The sequence below is a fragment of the Streptomyces rishiriensis genome (genome assembly GCF_030815485.1).
Lineage (GTDB): Bacteria > Actinomycetota > Actinomycetes > Streptomycetales > Streptomycetaceae > Streptomyces > Streptomyces rishiriensis_A.
This window is the reverse complement of the sequence record NZ_JAUSWV010000002.1, coordinates 2617336-2637443: the sequence shown is the minus strand read 5'-3', so window position 1 is coordinate 2637443 and position 20108 is coordinate 2617336. Positions and strand designations below refer to the sequence as shown.

Annotated in this window: 21 protein-coding genes and 1 riboswitch; of the genes, 9 read left to right on the top strand and 12 right to left on the bottom strand. The window is 71.4% G+C overall.

Annotated elements, in window-relative coordinates:
- Window positions 1-27: 27 nt before the first annotated feature.
- The 3 genes from QF030_RS14255 (at window position 28) to QF030_RS14245 (ending at window position 1710) form a co-directional block, all read left to right on the top strand.
- Window positions 28-471, top strand: a complete 444-nt coding sequence (locus QF030_RS14255) for a hypothetical protein (protein WP_307163041.1) — start codon at window positions 28-30, stop codon at window positions 469-471.
- Between the two features lie 146 nt (window positions 472-617).
- A complete protein-coding gene (locus QF030_RS14250) occupies window positions 618-797 on the top strand; it encodes a hypothetical protein (RefSeq protein ID WP_307163040.1) in 180 nt (59 codons plus the stop codon).
- Between the two features lie 64 nt (window positions 798-861).
- A complete protein-coding gene (locus QF030_RS14245) occupies window positions 862-1710 on the top strand; it encodes a hypothetical protein (protein ID WP_307163039.1) in 849 nt (282 codons plus the stop codon).
- Here QF030_RS14245 and QF030_RS14240 read toward each other — a convergent pair.
- Window positions 1676-2125, bottom strand: coding sequence for an ATP-binding protein (locus QF030_RS14240; protein WP_307163038.1), 450 nt, complete (start codon window positions 2123-2125; stop codon window positions 1676-1678). The two genes, QF030_RS14245 and QF030_RS14240, sit on opposite strands and share 35 nt — an antisense overlap.
- A gap of 75 nt (window positions 2126-2200) precedes the next feature.
- Between QF030_RS14240 and QF030_RS14235 the strand changes: the two genes are divergently transcribed.
- Together QF030_RS14235 and QF030_RS14230 are read left to right on the top strand one after the other, a co-directional pair.
- On the top strand, window positions 2201-3031 hold the full coding sequence (locus QF030_RS14235) for a helix-turn-helix domain-containing protein (RefSeq protein ID WP_307163037.1): 831 nt from the start codon (window positions 2201-2203) through the stop codon (window positions 3029-3031).
- Complete coding sequence (locus QF030_RS14230; RefSeq protein ID WP_307163036.1) at window positions 3009-3203, top strand: DUF397 domain-containing protein; 195 nt, start codon at window positions 3009-3011, stop codon at window positions 3201-3203. The genes QF030_RS14235 and QF030_RS14230 overlap by 23 nt, the downstream gene beginning before the upstream one ends.
- Here the strand turns inward: QF030_RS14230 and QF030_RS14225 are convergent.
- Window positions 3187-4356 (bottom strand): steroid 3-ketoacyl-CoA thiolase, encoded by a 1170-nt coding sequence (locus QF030_RS14225; protein ID WP_307163035.1) that lies wholly within the window; start codon window positions 4354-4356, stop codon window positions 3187-3189. The two genes, QF030_RS14230 and QF030_RS14225, sit on opposite strands and share 17 nt — an antisense overlap.
- Window positions 4357-4530: 174 nt before the next feature.
- Here QF030_RS14225 and QF030_RS14220 point away from each other — a divergent pair, with 174 nt between their 5' ends.
- Window positions 4531-5766, top strand: coding sequence for a cytochrome P450 (locus tag QF030_RS14220; RefSeq protein WP_307163034.1), 1236 nt, complete (start codon window positions 4531-4533; stop codon window positions 5764-5766).
- Window positions 5767-5770: 4 nt separating this feature from the next.
- Here the strand turns inward: QF030_RS14220 and QF030_RS14215 are convergent, their stop codons facing one another.
- From QF030_RS14215 to QF030_RS14185, 7 genes are all read right to left on the bottom strand, one after another.
- Window positions 5771-6454, bottom strand: a complete 684-nt coding sequence (locus QF030_RS14215; RefSeq protein ID WP_307163033.1) for a YoaK family protein — start codon at window positions 6452-6454, stop codon at window positions 5771-5773.
- A gap of 188 nt (window positions 6455-6642) precedes the next feature.
- A complete protein-coding gene (locus QF030_RS14210; protein WP_057599792.1) occupies window positions 6643-7059 on the bottom strand; it encodes a transglycosylase SLT domain-containing protein in 417 nt (138 codons plus the stop codon).
- A gap of 334 nt (window positions 7060-7393) precedes the next feature.
- Window positions 7394-8230, bottom strand: a complete 837-nt coding sequence (locus tag QF030_RS14205) for an ECF transporter S component (protein WP_307163032.1) — start codon at window positions 8228-8230, stop codon at window positions 7394-7396.
- Complete coding sequence (locus QF030_RS14200) at window positions 8227-10014, bottom strand: ABC transporter ATP-binding protein (RefSeq protein WP_307163031.1); 1788 nt, start codon at window positions 10012-10014, stop codon at window positions 8227-8229. The genes QF030_RS14205 and QF030_RS14200 overlap by 4 nt, the downstream gene beginning before the upstream one ends.
- A complete protein-coding gene (locus tag QF030_RS14195) occupies window positions 10011-11084 on the bottom strand; it encodes a CbiQ family ECF transporter T component (protein WP_307163030.1) in 1074 nt (357 codons plus the stop codon). Before QF030_RS14195 ends, QF030_RS14200 begins: the two co-directional genes overlap by 4 nt.
- Window positions 11077-11763, bottom strand: coding sequence for an SCO2322 family protein (locus tag QF030_RS14190; protein WP_307163029.1), 687 nt, complete (start codon window positions 11761-11763; stop codon window positions 11077-11079). The genes QF030_RS14195 and QF030_RS14190 overlap by 8 nt, the downstream gene beginning before the upstream one ends.
- Entirely contained in the window at window positions 11760-12998 is a 1239-nt protein-coding gene (locus tag QF030_RS14185; protein ID WP_307167569.1) for a prenyltransferase/squalene oxidase repeat-containing protein, read from the bottom strand. The genes QF030_RS14190 and QF030_RS14185 overlap by 4 nt, the downstream gene beginning before the upstream one ends.
- Before the next feature lie 83 nt (window positions 12999-13081).
- Window positions 13082-13270, bottom strand: a riboswitch (cobalamin riboswitch).
- Between the two features lie 66 nt (window positions 13271-13336).
- On the opposite strand from QF030_RS14185, the gene QF030_RS14180 reads away from it, so the two are divergent.
- The gene (locus tag QF030_RS14180; RefSeq protein ID WP_307163028.1) at window positions 13337-14023 is read left to right on the top strand and encodes a phosphotransferase; all 687 of its coding nucleotides are present in this window, start codon (window positions 13337-13339) and stop codon (window positions 14021-14023) included.
- Here the strand turns inward: QF030_RS14180 and QF030_RS14175 are convergent, their stop codons facing one another.
- Both QF030_RS14175 and QF030_RS14170 read right to left on the bottom strand, forming a co-directional pair.
- The gene (locus tag QF030_RS14175) at window positions 14024-15808 is read right to left on the bottom strand and encodes a serine/threonine-protein kinase (RefSeq protein ID WP_307163027.1); all 1785 of its coding nucleotides are present in this window, start codon (window positions 15806-15808) and stop codon (window positions 14024-14026) included. It abuts the gene before it with no gap.
- Between the two features lie 275 nt (window positions 15809-16083).
- The gene (locus QF030_RS14170) at window positions 16084-17139 is read right to left on the bottom strand and encodes an MBL fold metallo-hydrolase (protein ID WP_307163026.1); all 1056 of its coding nucleotides are present in this window, start codon (window positions 17137-17139) and stop codon (window positions 16084-16086) included.
- Between the two features lie 91 nt (window positions 17140-17230).
- Between QF030_RS14170 and QF030_RS14165 the strand changes: the two genes are divergently transcribed.
- Both QF030_RS14165 and QF030_RS14160 read left to right on the top strand, forming a co-directional pair.
- Window positions 17231-18688: an aldehyde dehydrogenase gene (locus QF030_RS14165; RefSeq protein ID WP_307163025.1), complete on the top strand. Its 1458-nt coding sequence runs from the start codon at window positions 17231-17233 to the stop codon at window positions 18686-18688.
- A 5-nt stretch (window positions 18689-18693) separates the two neighbouring features.
- A complete protein-coding gene (locus tag QF030_RS14160; RefSeq protein ID WP_307163024.1) occupies window positions 18694-18966 on the top strand; it encodes a ferredoxin in 273 nt (90 codons plus the stop codon).
- Between the two features lie 337 nt (window positions 18967-19303).
- Here QF030_RS14160 and QF030_RS14155 read toward each other — a convergent pair whose 3' ends face one another.
- Window positions 19304-19981 (bottom strand): TetR family transcriptional regulator, encoded by a 678-nt coding sequence (locus QF030_RS14155; RefSeq protein WP_307163023.1) that lies wholly within the window; start codon window positions 19979-19981, stop codon window positions 19304-19306.
- Window positions 19982-20108 lie beyond the last annotated feature (127 nt).

Here is a 20108-nt window from a genome sequence, read left to right as displayed (position 1 = left end):
TGATCACCGGGAGGGGAGAATCACGGGATGGGCGGGAAGACGGTGGCCGGGAACGCGGTGATCTGGACAACGAGGGTGTGGTTGCTACGGCGGACGCCGCTCTTCTGGCTGCTGCTCTCGGCGCTGTCGTGCGCCGGAATGTTCTTCACCTGGATCTGGGGGGCGTTCTCCGGTGGCCTGGACGTGGCGGAGACCTGCACTCTCATCGAAGGCCGGCCCTACGACGACGGCTACCGCGCGGAGCACTGGCGCGAGCCGTCGCAGGTCTTCCCCCTGCACAACAAGTGCAACGCCTCGTACGACCTCGTTCCGGCCTGGATCAACCCCACCCTGGTCCTCCTGGCGCTCCTCGCCGTGGGTTCCCTGATCATCGGCCTGGGCCTGCTGATCTCTGCCGTATGCAGGGCGGTCGCCCGCTACCGCACCCGTCGCCTCGACCGTTCAGGCGACCGTGCGACCTCGCTGCCCTGAGCCTTCCACGGGGGCGCGACCGGGCCCGACCACCAGGCCCCGCAGCCGACGCTCGGCAGGATGCCCCATCGTCAGCTCATCCTGCGAAGCCGCCCTGACGATGGCGACGGGAGCGCTTCAACATCGAGTTTCTGGACGTGCTGGGGATGAAGGTGAAGTCTCAGTACCGTGAGCTACTGATCTCGTACACACCCGACACTGTCGAGATCGACGAGTTCGTGGGGATCCCGGAACAGCACAGGTCCAAGTACGCCAAGCTGCTTGTCACGGATGGGGCGGGGGACGGGTTCGTGGTCTGCCGGTCGCTGCGTATCAACGAAGGCTGAGATTCTCGCAGTCCGACCAGGCGGTCCTCCTGGTCGGTGCTGCGGGATTCCACGGGGGGTGGACATGCGTCGCTGGGAGAAGGCGTTGCTGGCGGTCGACCGGGTCTTGGGGACGGGCGAGCCGCCTTCCCGGCTGGAACTGGCGGCGGCTCGCCATCCCGTGCGCGTCGGGGTGACGAGCGGAACTGTGATGGCGGTGTTGATCGCTGCGGCTCTGTCCGGCTTCGACGACCTCGTGATCCTGTTCCAGGCGACCCTGACGGGCGCGGGGTTGGGACTGCTCCTCTGGGCGGGGTGCCGCAATGCCCGATGGCTGCACGCCTATTACGCGAGGGCGGGCAGATACGAGGAGGTGCGGCACAAGGCGCTACGGGCAGAGCCTCCTTCGCGGCGCGCCATGATTTTGCGGGTGCTCGGCGTTTGGGTGATCGCGTCCGGGGCGATCTGGGTGATGGGCCCCTTCGTGGACATTCCCAGGAGTCTGGCGTGGGCTGTCTCCTTCGGGGCCTTGGTGGCGACGGTCGGCGCCACCGGCACGTGGCTCCAGCGGAGGCGCCTTCACGGATTCGAGGTGAGTGACCGGTCGGTCGCGAACCGGGACTTGACTTTCCGTTACGAGCGAGCCTTCCAGCTCTGGTCCTACGGGGCGTCTCATCGGCAACTCGTGCTGCGGTCCGGTCCGGGGGGCGGGCTGGAGGACGCCGTCGAGATCGAGTTCCTGGACGTGCTCGGGATGAAGGTGAAGTCCCGGTATCGCGAACTCCTGATCTTGCCCGCCCCTGACGCTGTCCAGCTCGACGAGTTTGTGGACGTTCCCGAAAGGCGCAGGGCCGACTACGTCAAGCTGCTCGTCACGGATGGTTCGGGTGACGGGTTCGTCATCTGTCGGGCTCTGCGCGTCCATGAGAAGTGACGGCTTCGCACTCGAACCACACCGTTTTTCCGCCCCCGGCTGTCGGCGACACTCCCCACTTGTCGACCAACGCGTCCAGGAGGAGCAAGCCTCGGCCGCCTTCCGATTCCGGGGCCGACTTCGCCGGGGCCGGGAGTAGTTGGCCGTAGGCGTCCGTCACCTCTGCCCTGATGCCCGTCCGCTGCTTCAGCAGGAGCACCGTGCAGTGGCTGTCCGGAACGTGGCGGATTACGTTCGCGATCAGCTCTGTCAGGGCCAACGCGACCGTGTCCGTCAGGTGTTGCAGCTCCCAGTTCTGCAGGTGCATGCGCGCGATTCGGCGGATATGGCGGGCCGAGTGCTCGCCGGCCGTCAGGGTCATGCGGTACTGCGTGGGGACGGGAGAGGCGTAGATCGAGGGGAAGTATCCGTTCACGGTACGAGGGTGAGCTGTGGGAACTACTCTGGGCTACGCACTGAATGCAACCCGTTGTGTCGTGGGAGGGCCTGCGTGACGCATATCAATGTTCTCGACCCGGGAGCTTCGCCGCTCGACTACTACGGGTTCGAGCTTCGGCGGTTGCGGGAGGCGGCCGAGCTCACGCAGGCGCAGTTGGGAGGCGTCCTCAACTACACCGGCTCGCTGGTGGGGCAGGTCGAGACCGCCCGGAAGGTGCCCACCGTTGAGTTCAGTGAGAGGGTCGATGCTGCCCTCGGGACCGGCGGGTTGTTCTCGCGGCTCGTCGTACTCGTGCTGCGGAGTCAACTTCCGGCCTGGTTCAGGGAAGTCGCCGAGCTGGAAGCGCGGGCCCTAGAGATCTGCACTTTTCAGACTCACCTGGTGCATGGCCTGCTCCAGACCCCGGCCTACGCGCGTGCCGTGCTCGGTGTGCTCGATCAGAGCGATCTCGACGACCGCACCACCGTCCGCCTCGCTCGTCAGCGCATCTTCGAGAAAGCCGCGCCGCCCGTCCTCTGGATTGTGATCAGCGAGGGCGTCCTGTGTCAGGAGATCGGTGGTCGGGAGGTGATGCGCGAGCAACTCCGGCACCTGTTGTCGTTCGAGGCCAATCCGCGAATCAACGTGCAAGTGCTGCCGTTTGCCGCCGGGGCACACCCCGGAGCGCAAGGCTCGTTCACCCTCTTTCGCTTCGCCGGCGACCCGGCCATCGTCTATACGGAGGGGTACGGCAGTGGGCATCCCAGCGCGAACCCGGACACCGTCAACGACTGTTCACTCCGTTACGATCATCTCCGGGCTGCCGCTCTCTCCCTCAAGGAATCGGCGGAGCTGATCCGGCGAGTGATGGAGGAGCGCTATGGAGAACAGGATCTGGCGTAAGTCGTCCTACAGCGGTGACCAGGGTGGCGAGTGCGTCGAGATCGCTGAGACTCCCGCCGCCATCGCCGTCCGCGATTCCAAGACCCCGGCGGGCCCGATTCTCACCATCGAGCCCGCCGCGTTCTCGACCTTCCTTGCCTGGACCGGTGGTGGCGCTACAGGCGCTGAATGATCGTCCCCGTCGCCAGTGCGCCGCCCGCGCACATGGTGATCAGGGCGAACTCCTTGTCCGTGCGCTCCAGTTCGTGCAGGGCGGTCGTGATGAGGCGGGCGCCGGTCGCTCCCACCGGGTGGCCGAGCGCTATCGCTCCGCCGTTGACGTTGACCTTGGTCAGGTCCTGGTCGAAGACCTTCGCCCAGCTCAGCACCACCGACGCGAAAGCCTCGTTGATCTCGACGAGGTCGATGTCCTTCAGGGACATGCCCGCCTTGCCGAGGACGGCGCGGGTTGCGTCGATCGGGCCGTCGAGGTGGAAGTGCGGGTTCGCGCCCACCAGCGCCTGGGCGACGATCCTCGCCCTCGGCTTCAGCTTCAGGGCACGGGCCATCCGCTTCGACGCCCACATGATCGCCGCCGCGCCGTCGGATATCTGCGACGAGTTGCCGGCCGTGTGGATCGCCGTCGGCATGACCGGCTTGAGGCGGGAGAGTGCGTCGAGGGAGGTGTCGCGCAGGCCCTCGTCGCGGTCGACCAGGCGCCACATGCCCTGGCCCGCCGCCTGTTCTTCCTCCGTCGTCGGGACCTGGACGGCGAAGGTCTCGCGTTTGAAGCGTTCCTCCGACCAGGCCGTCGCCGCCCGCGACTGCGACAGCACGCCCAGGGCGTCGACGTCCGCGCGGCTCAACCCCCGGTTGCGCGCGATGCGTTCCGCCGCCTCGAACTGGTTCGGGAGGTCCACGTTCCACTCGTCCGGGAACGGTTTGCCGGGGCCGTGCTTCGAGCCCGAGCCGAGGGGGACGCGGGACATCGCCTCGACTCCGCAGCTGATGCCTACGTCGATGACGCCCGCCGCGATCATGTTCGCCGTCATGTGGCTCGCCTGCTGCGAGGAGCCGCACTGGCAGTCGACCGTCGTCGCGGCCGTCTCGTACGGGAGGCCGACGGTCAGCCAGGCCGTGCGGGCGGGGTTCATGGACTGTTCGCCGGCGTGGGTCACCGTGCCGCCGACGATTTGCTCGACCGCGTCGGCGGGGATGGCGGTGCGGCCGAGTAGTTCGCGGTAGGTCTCGCCCAGGAGGTAGGCGGGGTGCAGGTTGGCGAGCGCGCCGCCGCGCTTGCCGATGGGGGTGCGGACTGCTTCCACGATCACGGGTTCGGCGGCCATGGGTGCGGATCCCTTCGGAACTAGTACGTGTTCTAGTTCTTCGCTGTGTGCAGTCTGCTTACGTGATGTGCGTCACCGCAAGGGTCTTGCAGGCTCGAGGGTCCTGAACTACCTTCACGACAATCAGTTTCTGATGAACCGTCAGATCGCGTCGTCAGATGGCTGGAGCCGCCGATGCCCTGTCCAGAGCTTGCCGACGGGTTCGACTTCACCGATCCCGACCTGCTTCAGCACCATGTGCCGCTACCGGAGTTCGCCGAGTTGCGCGTTGCCGAACCGGTCCGCTGGATCCCTCAGACGGGCAATGTCGCCGGCTTCCAGGACGAGGGGTACTGGGCGGTGACCCGTCACGCGGACGTGAAGTACGTTTCCACCCGTCCCGAGATCTTCTCCTCCTACCTCAACACCGCGATCATCCGGTTCAACGAGCACATCGAACGGGACTCGATCGACGCCCAGCGGTTCATCCTGCTGAACATGGATCCGCCCGAGCACACGCGCGTGCGGCAGATCGTGCAGCGCGGGTTCACGCCCCGGGCCATCCGGGCGCTGGAGGAGCGGCTGCGGAACCGGGCCACGGCGATCGTCGAGAGAGCCCGTGCGCAGGACGGTTCCTTCGACTTCGTCACGTCCGTCGCCTCGGAGCTGCCCCTGCAGGCCATCGCCGAGCTGATCGGCGTGCCCCAGGACGACCGCTCCAAGATCTTCGACTGGTCCAACAAGATGATCGGGTACGACGATCCCGAGTTCGCCATCACGGCGGAGGTCGGGCAGCAGTCCGCCGCCGAGATCCTCGCGTACGCCATGAACATGGCCGCCGAGCGGAAGCAGTGCCCCGCTCACGACATCGTCTCGACGCTCGTGGCCGCCGAGAACGAGGGCAACCTCAACTCCGACGAGTTCGGGTTCTTCGTGCTGATGCTGGCCGTGGCCGGGAACGAGACCACCCGGAACGCCACGACGCACGGGATGCACGCCTTCCTCACCCACCCCGAGCAGTGGGAGTTGTACAAGCGGGAGAGGCCGGGCACCGCCGCCGAGGAGATCGTGCGGTGGGCCACGCCTGTCATCGCCTTCCAGCGGACCGCCACCCAGGACACCGAACTGGGCGGGAAGCTGATCAGGAAGGGGGACCGGGTCGGGCTCTTCTACTCCTCCGCCAACCGCGACCCCGAGGTGTTCGAGCGGCCCGACGAGTTCGACGTCACCCGGGATCCGAATCCGCACCTCGGCTTCGGCGGCGGCGGACCCCACTTCTGCCTCGGCAAGTCGCTCGCCGTGCTCGAGATCAACCTCATCTTCAACGCCATCGCCGATGCCCTGCCCGACCTGAGGCTCGTGGGGGACCCGCGTCGGCTGCGGTCCGCCTGGATCAACGGGGTGAAGGAGTTGAGAGTCAGCGCGGAATGAGTCCTCACTCCCGGCCGGACGCCGTCAGCGCCAGTACTGCCACGACCGCCGCCCCGACCAGCAGCGGGACGGCGATGCCGTAGCGGAGTACCAGCCATGCGCCGATGGCCGCGCCGACGACCATGGCGATCACCGACGCCGTACGCCGCGGGGAGTGGGTGCCCGCGCCGCCGCCCGCCCGGGAGTCCGAGGCCAGGCCGGTGAGGGTCATCGTCAGGACGGTGGTCGTGAGGTCGGCCACGCCGAGTTTGCGTACGGTCGCGTTGCGCAGGCCCATCGCGAAGGCGGTCAGGGCGATGACCGAGTACACGGTGACGGGGGCGTGGTCCGGGGCGGCGAAGGCCACCGCGGCCGAGACGCCCACCAGGACCGCCTCCGCGGCCAGCGTCATCCTGGTCCATCTGCGGCGGGAGCCGGTCCCGAGGCCCCGGGACACCCGTCCGCCGACGATCGCGCCCACCAGGAAACAGCCCAGCGAGGTCGCCGTGTGCGGGACCGAGAAGCCCGGGGCGCCGGCGGCGGCGAAGCCCAGCACGACGACGTTGCCGGTCATGTTGGCGGTGAAGACGTGGCCGAGGCCCAGGTAACTGACCGCGTCGATCAGGCCGCTGACCACCGTGAGGGCGAGCAGGACGGGGACCAGGGGGACACCCCGCGTTTCGGTGTCCTGCGTGGGCTCGGTCGTCATCGGGTCAGTGGATCACGCGAAGGTGAGAAACGCCGAAGACGGGAAACGCCGAGGGCGGGAAGCGCCGAAGGCGGCGGGAAGCGCCGAAGAGGAAGCCGAAGAGGAAAACGCCGAAGGCGGCGGCCCCGGGGATCGGGGGCCGCCGCCTTCGACGGTACGGGGGCGCTTGTTCCGCGCGGTGGGGTGGCTCAGTACCAGCCGTTGGCCTGCCAGAAGTTCCAGGCGGCGACGGGGCTGCCGTAGCGGGAGTTCATGTAGTCCAGACCCCACTTGATCTGGGTCTTGGCGTTGCTCTTCCAGTCGGAACCGGCCGAGGCCATCTTGGAGGCCGGCAGGGCCTGGACGAGGCCGTAGGCGCCGGAGGAGGCGTTGGTGGCGGTGACGTTCCAGCCGCTCTCGTGCTTCACGATGTTGGAGAAAGCCTTGTACTGAGCCGCGTTCGGGATCATCTTGTGCGCGATCGCCTGGGCCTGGGCGGCGGAGGACGTCGTCGCGGCGTGGGCGGGGGCGGCGGACAGCGCCATCCCCGCGGTGGCGGCGGCGACGGCGATGCCGGTGAGGGCCTTCTTCGGGGAAGCGATGCGACGGATGACGGAGACGGACACGGAGAACCTTTTTCTTCGGGGACGTTGGTGGTCGCTTGCATGCCGGAGTCACGCGGTGCGTGCCGCACCGTGTGGTTGCGGTGGGTGGCTGCATGCCGTGGTGCCGAGGCCCTTGGGCTCTTCGGCACCCTGCGACGTCATCCAGAGAAGCAGGATCGGGCGCTGTCCGCAAAGACCCCTTTTGCTAGTTGTGGCCGTATTCGGGGCATTGGCGTCCTGTGTGAGCTGGCTCTCAATGCCCAGGTCAGAGCCTGTTATGGCATGGACATTGCGTCCTATTTGTCCGACTAGGTCGGATAGTAGGTGATGTGGGTCATGTGGGGTGGTTCACCGGTCAACGGCCCTCGGAAGCCTTCCGCGGGGCCTCGAATGTGACCGCGGTCTCGAAGGCCGCGCGACGGGTCGCTCTGCGTAGCGCCCTGAGCACCGCCGGACCGAGAGTGAGGGTCAGCAGGACCGTGACCACCGCCCGCCCCAGGTCCCAGCCCAGCGAGGTCGCCACGCAGTACGCGGCGAAGCGGGCCAGGTTCGCGGGCACCGTCCCGTCCGGGTCGAAGGCGACGCCCGAGGCCAGCGCACCCATGAACGGCCACCCGGCCATGTTCATCGCCGTGCCGTAGGCGAAGGCGGCGAGGAAGCCGTAGACCGCGAGCAGGGCCAGTTCGGCACGGCCACGGAGCCGGTCGGCGCCCGGCAGCAGGCCCGCGCCCATGGTGAACCAGCCCATCGCCAGCATCTGGAACGGCATCCACGGCCCCACCCCGCCCGTGAGCAGCGCGGACGCGAACATCGTGACCGAGCCGAGGACGAAGCCGAAGCCCGGCCCGAGAACCCGGCCGCTCAGCACCATCAGGAAGAACATCGGCTCGATGCCCGCCGTCCCCGCGCCGATCGGACGCAGGGCCGCGCCCGTCGCCGCCAGCACGCCCAGCATCGCCACCGCCTTCGCGCCGAGCCCGGACTCCGAGATCGTCGCCGCCACGACCGCGACCAGCAGCACCAGCAGGCCCGCGAACAGCCAGGGGGCGTCCTGGGCGTGAGCGTTCAGCGCGGAGGTGGGCGGGGCGAGGAAGGGCCAGCCGAACGCGATCACGCCCACCGTGCTGACCAGCGCCAACGCGGCGAGCGACCGGGGGCCGAGGTGGACGGGACGCCGCCTGGGCATCGTCATCGCGGGTCCTCCCGCAGTTCTTCCCGCAGTTCTTCCCGTAGTTCGTCCTGTGGTTCTTCCCGCAGTGCCTCGCGCACCTGCGCGACCGTGAGCCACTCCTGCGGGGCCAGGATCTTCGTGACCTGGGGGGCGAAGGAGGGGGACGAGACCACCACCTCCGCCGTCGGGCCGTCGGCGATCACCTCGCCCTCCGCGAGCAGCACCACCCGGTGGGCCAGTTCCGCGGCCAGTTCCACATCGTGGGTGGCCAGGACGATCGCGTGCCCGGCGGAGGCCAGCCCGCGCAGGACGGCGACCAGGCGCGCCTTCGCCGCGTAGTCCAGGCCGCGGGTCGGCTCGTCCAGGAGGAGGAGCGGCGGGCGTGCGGTGAGGACGACCGCCAGCGCGAGGGTGAGGCGCTGGCCCTCGGAGAGATCGCGGGGGTGGGTGTCGTCCGTGATGCCGGGGAGGAGGTCCGAGACCAGGTCCCGGCAGGTGCCGGACGCGGCCCCCGCATCCCGGTCGGCGGCCGCGCACTCGGCGGCGACCGTGTCGGCGTACAGCAGGTCGCGCGGCTCCTGCGGGACCAGACCGGCGCGGCGGACCAGGTCCCGGGGCGGGGTGCGGTGCGGCACGAGACCGCCTGTACGGACCGTTCCCGCGGACGGCTCGACGAGGCCCACGAAGGTGTTGAGCAGCGTCGACTTCCCGGCGCCGTTGCGGCCCATGAGGGCGACGGTCTCGCCGGGCAGGACGGTGAGGTCCACGTCGCGCAGCGCCTGGACCCGGGCCCGGCGCACGGAGAGGGAACGGGCCTCGGCGGGGACGACGGAGGCGGACGGCACGGGGGGCGGACGGCGGAAGCGGCGGCGGGCGGATGGAATCGCCGGGGGGACGACGGGGAGCCCGGTCGGGAGTCCGGTCGGGAGTCCGGTCGGGAGTCCGGAGGGGGGCGCCGCGGGTGGGGCCGGCTCCCGGGGGGCCGTCCGCCCTTCCAGTTGTTCCCGCAGGTCACCGGCGCGCCGACGGGCGTCCCGCACGGTCAGGGGGAGAGGGGACCAGCCCGCCAGCCGGCCCAGGCTCACCACCGGTGGGAACACCGGGGACACGGCCATGACGTCCGCCGGGGCGCCGAGCAGCGGGGCCGCGCCGGGGGAGGGCAGCAAGGCGACCTGGTCGGCGTACTGCAGGACGCGTTCCAGGCGGTGTTCCGCCAGCAGCACCGTCGTACCGAGGTCGTGGACGAGACGGAGGAGCACGGCGAGGACCTCCTCGGCGGCCGCCGGGTCGAGCGCGGAGGTCGGTTCGTCCAGGACGAGGACGCGCGGGTGCGGGGTGAGGACCGACCCGATCGCGACCCGCTGCTGCTGGCCCCCGGAGAGCGTGGCGATGGGACGGTCGCGGAGGGCGGCCAGGCCGAGCAGGTCGAGGGTCTCCTCGACGCGGCGCCGCATCACCTCCGGCGGCAGGCCCAACGACTCCATGCCGTAGGCGAGTTCCTCCTCAACGGTGTCCGTCACGAAGTGGGAGAGGGGGTCCTGGCCCACCGTCCCGACGACGTCGGCGAGTTCGCGCGGCTTGTGCGTGCGGGTGTCGCGGCCGGCGACCGTGACGCGGCCGCGCAGGGTGCCGCCGGTGAAGTGCGGGACGAGGCCGGACACCGTCCCGAGAAGCGTCGACTTGCCGACGCCCGACGGGCCCGCCAGCAGCACGAGTTCACCCTCGGGGACGGTGAAGTCGACGTCCTGGACGGTCGGTCGGGCGGCGCCGTCGTACGTCACGGAGACGTTCTCGAAGCGGATCACGACGGCTCCTTGTGCGTGAACGCGGGCAGCAGGCCGAGGAGTACGGCCGCCGCCGGCCAGAGCGGGAGGGCGGGGGCGGTCAAGGGGATCACACCCGGGTGCAGGGCGGCCGGATCGGCGGACGCGGCGACGGTCAGCACGGCCGCGACCGCGACTCCGGAGGCGGCGGTGAGACCCGCCCGCGGGGTCCAGCGGTCCGGGCGGTAGCGGGTGCGGGGGGAGCGGCGGCCGCCCAGTCGCAGCCCGGCCAGGGCCGCGACGACTCCGGCGAACAGCACGGGCAGGCCGTAGCTGCCGCCCGCCGCGGTGAGCAGGCCGTACGTTCCCGCGCAGACGCCGAGCAGACCGCCGAGAGTGAGCACGGCGGTCGTCCGGCGGACGGGAGCGGGGACGTCGGCGGTACGGCCGTAGCCGCGGGCGTCCATCGCGGCGGCGAGCGCGACGGAGCGTTCCAGGGCGCCCTCCAGGACCGGCAGGCCCACCTGGAGCAGACCGCGCAGACCCGTGTCGGGGCGCCCCCGCAGACGTCGGGCGGCGCGCAGACGCTGGACGTCCGCGATGAGGTTGGGGGCGAAGGTGAGGGCCACGACCACCGCAACGCCCGTCTCGTACAGGGCGCCGGGGAGCGTCTTGAGCAGGCGGGAGGGGCTGGCCAGGGCGTTGGCGGCACCCACGCACACGAGAAGGGTCGCCAGTTTCAGTCCGTCGTAGAGCGCGAAGAGCAGGCCCTCGGCCGTGACCGCGCCGCCGAGCCGGATGCCCTGCGCCCAGTCGGGGAGCGGGACTTCGGGGAGCGTGACGAGCACCTGCGTGCCCGGGATCGGCGAGCCCAGGGCGACGACGAAGACGAGACGGACGACGAGGACGGCGAGGCCGAGCTTGAGGAACGCGGAGTAGGAGCGGGACCAGGGAGTGTCCGGGCGGCACGTGGTGACGACGTAGGCGGAGACGGTGAGGAGCAGGCCGAGGAGGAGCGGGTTGGTGGTGCGGGTGGCGGCGGTGCCGAGGCCGAGGGCCCACAGCCACCAGGCGGCGGGGTGCAGCGGGGTGCCGGGGCGGCCGTCAGCCATCCCTGCGGGATCCTCGCCGCCGGGCCTGCCGGACCGCCGCCGCGCCCAGGACCGCCACCGCCGCCGCGCCCGCGTACAGGCCCACCGACGGCCCGCCGTCCTCTTCCCCGGCCGGTTCCGGCTTCGCGGCGGACGTCGGCTCGGCGGACGCCGGCCCGTCCGTCGCCGGCGCCTGCCCGGACACCTGCTCGCCGCAGCCCGTCCGCGGATAGCCCGCGATCGCGCACAGCAGGGCGTTCGTGTCGTAGCGCAGCGGTTCGACGACCGAGGCGAGGGCCTCGGCCGTCGTCGCGTCGGACGAGACGCGGGCGCAGGCCGTGCGCGGCGACGGCGGGGTCTCACCGCCCGGGGCGTCGGCCGCCGTGCCGAAGTCGATGACCAGGGCCACCCGCTTGGTGTCGTCGCGCGCGGGCGTCTTCGCGCAGATCGCCGCGAAGGACGCCGCGCCGCGCGGCTGTGACGCGTCCTGGGAGTCCGCGCTCACCGCGAACCGGAAGCCCTGGACGTCGCCGTCGGCGGGGCGGGCGGTGGAGGGACCCTGGGTGGCGTACGTCCAGCCGTCGCCCGAGCGGTCCCAGAAGGACCAGTAGCGGTACCCGGCGGCCTGGGCCGACTGGACCGCGCCGGTCAGCGACAGCAGCAGCGCGGCGAGGACGAGGGCGGCGCACCGGCGCGTCACGGCCGCTGCTTCCTGCCGCGGCCGCTGATCAGGAAGCCGATGCCGATACCGGCGACCAGGAAGACGCCGACGGTCCACCAGACGCCGTAACCGGAATCTGAGTCCTCCTTCTTGTCGGCGTCGGCACCGGTGTCAGCCGTCTGGTCGGTGGCCTTCGCCGTGGCCTGCGGAGTCGGACCCGTCGCGTCGAGCTGTGCGACGAGGTCGGCGCCGCCGAAGTGGCGCGGGTCGGCGCCCATGGCGTGGGCGGCGAAGATCAGCTGGGCGTAGGCGGCGGGGCCGCTCTGCTTCGCCCAGGCCGCGGAGTTCTGCTCGAGCCAGGCGAGGGGCTTCTTCGCCTGCCCGGTCGCACCCTGCGCGGCGAGGGCGACGACGGCGTCGGCGGTGTTGCCGTGGTCGGGCTGGTCCTCGGCGCCCGGGAGGGAAGACTTCAGGTAGCCGGCGTCGAGCATCGCTGCCGCGAGGTAGGCAGCGCCGTTGCGGGCGAGCCCGCTCGGGGTCGCCGCGGTGGCGGTGTCGCAGGCGGGGGCCGCCGATGTCTTGCCGGCGGTCGTCACGAGCCCCTTGCCGAGGGCGCCGAGCACACCTGCGGCCGTCGCGTCCGCGTTGGCCGCGAGGGCGCCCCCCTTGTCCGGCTGGTACGCGAACGCGCCGCCGCCGGTCTTGTCGCAGGGGAGGGAGAGCTTGCCGAGCGCGTCGTACGGCGACTTGCCTGCCTTGCGCACCTGCGAGGGCTGCTGCCCGGCCGCCGCCATCGCGCCCGCGACCACGGAGGTCGAGTTCGCGTCGCTCGCGCCGCCGGGGGTGTAGCCCCAGCCGCCGTCGGCGTTCTGGACCGACTTCAGCCAGGTGACGGCCTTCTCGGTTTCCGCCTGGTGGCCGCCGAGCGCGGCCAGCGCCTGGACGGCCGCCGCCGTGCTGTTGGTGTCCACCATCAGCTTGGCGTCGCACGCCTTGGCGGTGTCCGCGCGGAACGCGGCGAAGGCGCCGTTCGCGCACTGCTGCCCGGTCAGCCAGGCCACGGCCCGGTCGGCGGGGGTGACGCCCGTGGTCCGCTGCGCGAGCAGGGCCAGCGACTGGCGCCAGACGCCGTCGTACGTCGGGTCGGCGGTGCCGTACAGACCGTCGGGTATCGCCACCGAGGGGGTGGGGGACGGGGCGGCGACGGCGGGGACGGCGGCACCCAGCACGACGGTGGCGGCTGCCAGAGCAGCGGCGCTGCGGCGGATGTTCATGATCGGCGGGTGCCTCTCCCGGTCGGGGAGGTCACGCAGCCGGGCAGCACGGGACATCCCGGCGGCTCGGCTCCGTATACCTCGACGGTGCCGTGCGAACGGCGGGCCTGCCGACGCACGTGAGCCGGTCACGGTCCGTACCGGGCGATCCGGCTTGCCGCGCTGCCTGTCGGACGGCTCGGCGGCTCACGGTTGCGGGTCAGCGCCGGAATTGCACCGGCTTCCCCCTGTACGGGCGTGATGACGACGCGGCCACTCTACCGGCAGGTAGCCGGGCGCCTGAGGGGCGGCTGTGCAAGCGCCCCGGACGGGGCGGAAGCCCCCGATATGTTGTGGCCATGACGCATACGGGGAGGGCGCCGGGCGTGCTGCCGGGCAGGCTGCTCGGCTCGGGCCGGACGGCCGACGTGTACGAGATCGACGAGGCGTGGGTGCTGCGCCGCGACCGGGAGGGCCGGGAGGACTCGGCCGCCCTCGCCGCGGTGATCACCCATGTGCGCCGGCACGGCTACCCCGCACCCGCAGTACGGCCCACCGGCTCACGCGCCGACCTGGTCATGGAGCGGCTGGACGGGCCGACGATGCTCCACGCGTTCGGCGCGGGCACCCTGGACGCCGAGGAGGCGGGGACCGTCCTCGCCCGGCTGCTGCGTGAGCTGCACGCCCTGCCGGGACGGGTCTCGGCCGACGCCGGCATCCTGCACCTGGACCTCCACCCGGACAACGTGATCCTCACGCCCGACGGCCCCCGGGTCATCGACTGGGCCAACGCGGAGGAGGGCGACCCCGGGCTCGACTGGGGCATGTCCGCGGTGATCCTCGCCCAGGTCGCCGTCTCCGACCTGCCGATCGCCGACCCGGCCCGGGCGATGCTGACCGCGCTGCTCGCCGACCCCTGCGGCCTCACCGAGGAGGGACTGGCGGAGGCCCTGCGCAGGCGGGCGGCCAACCCGACGATGAGCCGCGAGGAGACGGAACTCCTCGTACCGGCCGCCGAGTTGGTCAGGGCGTCGGCGGGCCGCTGACTAGGCCGCCGCCCGCCAGACCGTCATGTCCGCGGTCACGAACGCCAGGTCCGGCAGCGCGGTCGACTTCACCTGGATCACGAGCAGTGCGATGTCCCCGGAGGGGTGCTTGACGCAGATCTCGCTGCCGGCCGCCGCCGCGGCGAGCGGGAGCCGGTGGCTCCTGGCGCCGGTGAGGACGATGCGGCACGAGTCGAGTGAGCCGCCGGGGTCGCCGTACAGCATGGTGAACACGCTGGTGTCGCTCTCCAGCGCGCAGCCGGTCTGCTTGCAGCTGAAGCGGATGTCCCCCTTGCTGTCCTCGCGCCGGACCGGCTCCTTGACGTCCAGCGAGGTCTTCGCGTCCAGCCACTGGAGGGGATACGCGGTGGCCTGTGGCGTCCTGGGCACGGTCGAGGAGGAGCCCGGCCCCTGCGATGTCCGGTCACCGGCCGCCGAGTCCGGCGCGGCTGTCGACGAGGACCCCGACGAGGACCCGGACGAGGACCCCGACGACCGTGCGGACCCGGACGGGCCGGGCGTCGCGGAGGCCCCGGCCGTGTCCCGGTGGCGGAGCCGGTCCGCCGCCTCCATGACCGTCCACGTCAGGCCGGTCAGCACCACCGCGCCCGCGGTCACGGCCGCGGCCGTGACCAGCGCGGTCCACCGACGGCGGGCCCGCCGCCCGTCCGGCCGTGTGAGCTGCGACTGCACCGGCGCGATCAAGGGCACCGCCTGGTGGGGCATCGCGTGCGAGGCCGGCGGGTTCGGGGCCGGCGGGTTCGAGGGCACGGTGTGCTGGGTTTCGTGCTGCGGAGTGTGCTGCTGCGGTGCCCTGTGCGGCGGCGTCTTGTGCGCGGGCTGCGGGATCAGGGGCAGCGTGTGCACCGGGGTGGGATCGGGGACCGGAGACGGCACCGGCACCTCCGGCCCGGTGACCTCCCGCCAGACGGCCGGCCCGGCGCCGTCGTCCGCGTCTCCGTCCAGGCGTCTCCTGCACCACTCGACGATCTCCGCCGGGGTGACCCGCTCCGCTGGATCGGCGGCCAGGCAGCGGGCGATCAGCGGACGGAGCGGTTCCGGCAGAAGGGACAGGTCGGGTTCCGAGTGCACGATCCGGTACAGCACGCTGACCGAGGGGCCGTCCCCGTACAGCGGCCGGCCCAGGGCCGCGAACGCCGCAGTCTGACCGAGCGCGAACACGTCGGTCGCCGCGGTGACCTCACTCGCGGTCGCCTGCTCGGGAGCCATGAACTGCGGTGTGCCGACAGCGAGGCCGGTGGCGGTGTTCGTGGTGACGTCGGAGGCCAGCGAGATGCCGAAGTCGATCACGCGCGGTCCGTCGGCGGCCAGCAGCACGTTCGACGGCTTCAGATCCCGGTGCACGATTCCCGCACCGTGGATGGCCTGGAGCGCCTCCGCCACCCCCGCCATCAGCCACAGCGCCGCGGGTACCGGCAGCGGCCCGCGCCGGGCGACGGCCTCCGCCAGCGAAGGGCCCGGCACGTACAGCGTGGCCAGCCAGGGAGGTACGCCGTCCGCGTCGGCGTCGATCAGCTCGGCGGTGTACGCGCCGCGGACCCGCCGGGCGGCTTTGATCTCCCGGCGGAACCGCCGCCGGAAGGCCGGGTCGTCGGCCAGTTCCGGGCGTACCACCTTGATCGCCAGCGGCCGGCCGCCCTGTGTGTGCGACAGGTAGACCCGTCCCATGCCGCCCGCCCCGAGCCGGGCGGCGAGACGGTAACCGGCCACCAGCGGCGGATCGTCCGCCTGAAGTGGCTGGAACACCTCGGTCGCGTGATTCATCGGCCCTCGTCCCCCTCATGACCCTGGCCCCCCCGGCCCGGTCCCCCGGTCCCCGCGATCCGACGATCCGACGATCCGCGATTCGATCAAGTCAGCAGCCTACGCGGGGTGTCGGTCCGCCGAAGGGGAGGAACAGCACCCGGGTCTCCAGCAACCACACCCCGTCGACCGGCGGAACACGCCCGGGCACTGCCCCACTTGGACGGACTGCCCGGCGGGGACGACGTGTCCATGAGGGCGTCGGTATCGAGGAGCCCTCGTCCGCCGCGAGCGGTTCACACCGCCCTGTACGTCACCGGGTCGCTCCCGGTCACCGCCTCCGCGCGCCCCTGCTTCACCAGCCGCCGCAGATGGGCTTCGGCCTCCGAGACCGCGATGTTCCGTGAGCCGTAGGGGATCTGCGGCCAGGGGCGGTTCCACTCCATGCGTTCCGCGAGCTGCCAGGGGGTGAGAGGGGTGGCGAGGAGGGCGAGCAGGCCGGTGAGGCGGTCCTCGTGGTGGGCGAGCAACTCCGTCACGCGGGAGGGGGCGTCGGTGAAGGCGTGCTGGTGGGCCGGGAGGATCTCGGCGGGGGCGAGCCGGCCGACGCGTTCGAGGGAGTCGAGATAGTCGCCGAGGGGGTCGGTGACGGTGGCGTCGTCGGGGTCCTCGTACAGGCCGATGTGCGGGGTGATCCCGGGCAGCAGGTGGTCGCCGGAGAACAGGCGCCCGTGGCCCGGGAGCCGAGCGGGATGCTCCTCCTCCAGATGGAGGCAGACGTGGCCGGGGGTGTGCCCCGGCGTCCAGATCGCGCGCAGCCGGCGGCCGGGCAGGTCGAGGAACTCGCCGGGGACGATCTCGCGGTCCGGAAGGGCGGGCGCCAGACCGGGGAAGGGGCGACGACGGGCGGGAGGCGTGCGGAGCGGGGCGATGTGCTCCTCCGGGGCGCCCGCGGTGGTGAGCTTGGCCGCCATGTACGAGTACCAGCGCTCGGGTCGCGTCTCGCGGGTCCGCCGCACGATCGAGGTGTCCGCCGCGTGCATCGCCACCCACGCCCCGGAGGCCTCCCGCACCCGGCCGGACAGGCCGTGGTGGTCGGGGTGGTGGTGGGTGATCACGACACCGCGCAGCTCGGTGACGGAGGTCCCGCACGCCGTCAGTCCGGCGGCCAACGCCTCCCAGGACGCCGGGTCGTCCCAGCCGGTGTCGATCAGCACCGGCCCGTGGTCGGTGTCGACGACGTACACCAGGGTGTGGCCCAGCGGATTGTCCGGAATCGGAACCCGGAGCGAGCGGACGCCGCCGCCGTGGTCGTACGCGGTGGGTTCGGATCCGCTCGGACTGCTCTTCATCTGCCCTCCGTCATACGGCCATTGCTCACTATAACTAGAACTGGTATCAGTTCCTGAAACACCGTCAGAAACGTAGACGAAGGCAGTGGCCATGGCCGAGCTCGTGGAACACGGACAGCTGTTCATCGGCGGGGAACTGACCGATCCCCTGGGCAAGGACGTCATCGAGGTGGTCTCGCCGCACACCGAGGAGGTCATCGGGCGGGTGCCGCACGCGTCGACCGCCGATGTGGACCGGGCGGTCGCCGCGGCGCGGCGGGCCTTCGACGAGGGGCCCTGGCCGCGGTTGTCGCTCGACGAGCGGATCGCCGTCGTCACCCGCATCAAGGACGGCATCGCCCTGCGCCACGAGGAGATCGCCCGGGTGATCTCCTCCGAGAACGGCTCCCCGTACTCCTGGAGCGTCCTCGCGCAGGCCCTCGGCGCGATGATGGTGTGGGACGCGGCGATCACCGTCGCGCGCGGCTTCACCTACGAGGAGCGGCGCGACGGCGTGCTCGGGAAGATCCTCGTGCGGCGCGAGCCCGTGGGGGTGGTCGCGGCCGTCGTCCCCTGGAACGTCCCGCAGTTCGTCGCCGCCGCCAAGCTCGCGCCCGCGCTGCTCACCGGCTGCACGGCGGTGCTGAAGCCGTCGCCGGAGTCGCCGCTGGACGCGTATCTGCTGGCCGAGATCGCGCGGGAGGCCGGGCTGCCGGAGGGCGTGCTGTCGATCCTGCCGGCGGACCGCGAGGTGAGCGAGTACCTGGTCGGGCATCCGGGCGTGGACAAGGTGTCGTTCACCGGCTCGGTCGCGGCCGGCAGGCGGGTCATGGAGGTGGCGTCCAGGAACCTCACGCGGGTGACCCTGGAGCTCGGCGGCAAGTCGGCGGCGGTCGTCCTGCCGGACGCGGACATCGCCACGGCCGTGCCCGGGATCGTCTCGGCCGCCTGGATGAACAACGGGCAGGCCTGTGTGGCCCAGACCCGCATCCTGCTGCCGCGCTCGCGCTACGACGAGTTCGCGGACGCCTTCGCCGCCGCGGCCGCCGCGCTGGTCGTCGGCGACCCGCTGGACCCGGCCACGCAGGTCGGCCCGCTGGTGGCGCAACGGCAGCAGCGCAGGAACCTCGACTACATCCGGATCGGGCAGGAGGAGGGCGCGAAGATCCTCACGGGCGGCGGACGTCCGGCGGGCCTGGACCGCGGCTGGTACGTGGAGCCGACCCTGTTCGGCGACGTCGACAACTCCATGCGGATCGCCCGCGAGGAGATCTTCGGGCCGGTGATCTGCCTGCTGCCCTACGGCGACGAGTCCGAGGCGCTGAGGATCGCGAACGACTCCGACTACGGGCTCAGCGGCAGCGTGTGGACGGCCGACGTCGGGCACGGCATCGAGGTCGCCCGGCAGGTCCGCACAGGGACGTACTCGGTGAACACCTTCAGTCTCGACATGCTCGGCCCGTTCGGCGGCTACAAGAACTCCGGACTGGGGCGGGAGTTCGGGCCCGAGGGCTTCGGCGAGTACCTCGAGCACAAGATGATCCACCTGCCGGCGGGATGGGAGGGGTGAGAGGGATGGAGGTGCCTCCCGCGCGAGCGCAGTCGAGCGCGGGGGCGGGCGACCGGTGGCACGTCGAGGTGGACCGGTCCCTGTGCATCGGCTCCGCCCAGTGCATCCACCACGCCCCCGACGGCTTCCGGCTCGACACCGCACGCCAGTCCCACCCGGTCGACCCGGAGACGGACGCCAACGAGCGGGTGCTGGCGGCGGCGGAGAGCTGCCCGGTGGAGGCGATCATGATCACCCTGTCCGGCAGCGGGGAGGCGGTGTTCCCGCCGGAGGACTGAGAGATTCTCCCGATTTTCCTTCTGCGGGTATTGCGTCACGTTCTGGGCGTTCTATCCTTATATCAGCCTACGAGACGAATGAGACGGTCCGACCGGAGTAGCCGACTTCCGCGAGACGCGAAGGCATCCGCCGAGGCCGACGTCGACGGACGGATCGAGGGACCTGAAGGGTCGCGGGACAGGATCCGAAGCAGAGTCCCCGTTCGTCTCGTAGGTCTTGTCCGCGTGCCCCCCGTGCTGCCTGAGCCCCGCACGCCCGCTGCGCCGCCTGAACTCTCTGCGCCCGGTGGGGCCCCTGTGCCGTCTGAGCCCTGGGCCCCCTGACCGCGTGTGCCCCCTACGCCCCTCGCGGCGTTTCCGCCCCTTGCGCCCCTTGCGGCCCTTGTGGCTTTTGTGTTCCCTGTGCCTCGGGGTCCGTCGCGTCGATCAGTCGGCACACCGTCTCGATGTCGATCCGCACCTGGGCGATGGACGCGCGCCCCGACAGCCAGGTGATGAGCGCGGAGTGCCAGGTGTGCTCGATGACGCGGACCGCCGAGAGCTGCTCCGGTGTCGGATCGGTCAGGCCCATCGAGTCGAGAATGATCGCCGTCGTCTGACGGGAGACCTGGTCGACCTCCGGTGAGACGCTGCGGTCGGCGAAGGTCAGCGCGCGGACCATCGCGTCCGCCAGATGCGGCTCGCGCTGCAGGGCCCGGAAGGCGCGCATCAGCGTCTCCGCGACGCGCTCCGCCGCCCGCTCGCCCGTCGGGGGCTTCTTCCTCAACGTGCCGTGCATGTGCTCCAGTTGGTCCTGCATCGTGGCGACCAGCAGGTGCACCTTGGAGGGGAAGTAGCGGTACAGCGTGCCCAGGGCGACCTGTGAGGACTCCGCGACCTCCCGCATCTGCACCGCGTCGAAACCGCCCCGGCTGGCCAACTGCGCGCTCGCGTGCAGGATGCGGCGGCGGCGCGCCTCCTGCCGCTCGGTGAGCGGGGAGTGCGCAGGGCGCTGAGGGCTGGCTTCCACAGGCATGGGTCCCGTTCCGTGACAGTCGGTGAGGCTCAGTGGGCGCACAGCTCGACGGGGTGGTCGGCCGTGGCGTGAATCACCTGATCCACTGCTCACAGCTCTCCTACCTGCCGGTAGATTCAGAGCCTCC

Excerpts from the sequence above, each read along its gene's own strand:
- QF030_RS14255 (WP_307163041.1), top strand. The coding sequence starts at position 28 with ATGGGCGGGAAGACGGTGGCCGGGAACGCGGTGATCTGGACAACGAGG.
- QF030_RS14250 (WP_307163040.1), top strand. The coding sequence starts at position 618 with ATGAAGGTGAAGTCTCAGTACCGTGAGCTACTGATCTCGTACACACCC.
- QF030_RS14245 (WP_307163039.1), top strand. The coding sequence starts at position 862 with ATGCGTCGCTGGGAGAAGGCGTTGCTGGCGGTCGACCGGGTCTTGGGG.
- QF030_RS14230 (WP_307163036.1), top strand. The coding sequence starts at position 3,009 with ATGGAGAACAGGATCTGGCGTAAGTCGTCCTACAGCGGTGACCAGGGT.
- QF030_RS14225 (WP_307163035.1), bottom strand. The coding sequence starts at position 4,356 with ATGGCCGCCGAACCCGTGATCGTGGAAGCAGTCCGCACCCCCATCGGC.
- QF030_RS14220 (WP_307163034.1), top strand. The coding sequence starts at position 4,531 with ATGCCCTGTCCAGAGCTTGCCGACGGGTTCGACTTCACCGATCCCGAC.
- QF030_RS14215 (WP_307163033.1), bottom strand. The coding sequence starts at position 6,454 with ATGACGACCGAGCCCACGCAGGACACCGAAACGCGGGGTGTCCCCCTG.
- QF030_RS14205 (WP_307163032.1), bottom strand. The coding sequence starts at position 8,230 with ATGACGATGCCCAGGCGGCGTCCCGTCCACCTCGGCCCCCGGTCGCTC.
- QF030_RS14195 (WP_307163030.1), bottom strand. The coding sequence starts at position 11,084 with ATGGCTGACGGCCGCCCCGGCACCCCGCTGCACCCCGCCGCCTGGTGG.
- QF030_RS14185 (WP_307167569.1), bottom strand. The coding sequence starts at position 12,998 with ATGAACATCCGCCGCAGCGCCGCTGCTCTGGCAGCCGCCACCGTCGTG.
- QF030_RS14180 (WP_307163028.1), top strand. The coding sequence starts at position 13,337 with ATGACGCATACGGGGAGGGCGCCGGGCGTGCTGCCGGGCAGGCTGCTC.
- QF030_RS14175 (WP_307163027.1), bottom strand. The coding sequence starts at position 15,808 with ATGAATCACGCGACCGAGGTGTTCCAGCCACTTCAGGCGGACGATCCG.
- QF030_RS14170 (WP_307163026.1), bottom strand. The coding sequence starts at position 17,139 with ATGAAGAGCAGTCCGAGCGGATCCGAACCCACCGCGTACGACCACGGC.
- QF030_RS14165 (WP_307163025.1), top strand. The coding sequence starts at position 17,231 with ATGGCCGAGCTCGTGGAACACGGACAGCTGTTCATCGGCGGGGAACTG.
- QF030_RS14160 (WP_307163024.1), top strand. The coding sequence starts at position 18,694 with ATGGAGGTGCCTCCCGCGCGAGCGCAGTCGAGCGCGGGGGCGGGCGAC.
- QF030_RS14155 (WP_307163023.1), bottom strand. The coding sequence starts at position 19,981 with ATGCCTGTGGAAGCCAGCCCTCAGCGCCCTGCGCACTCCCCGCTCACC.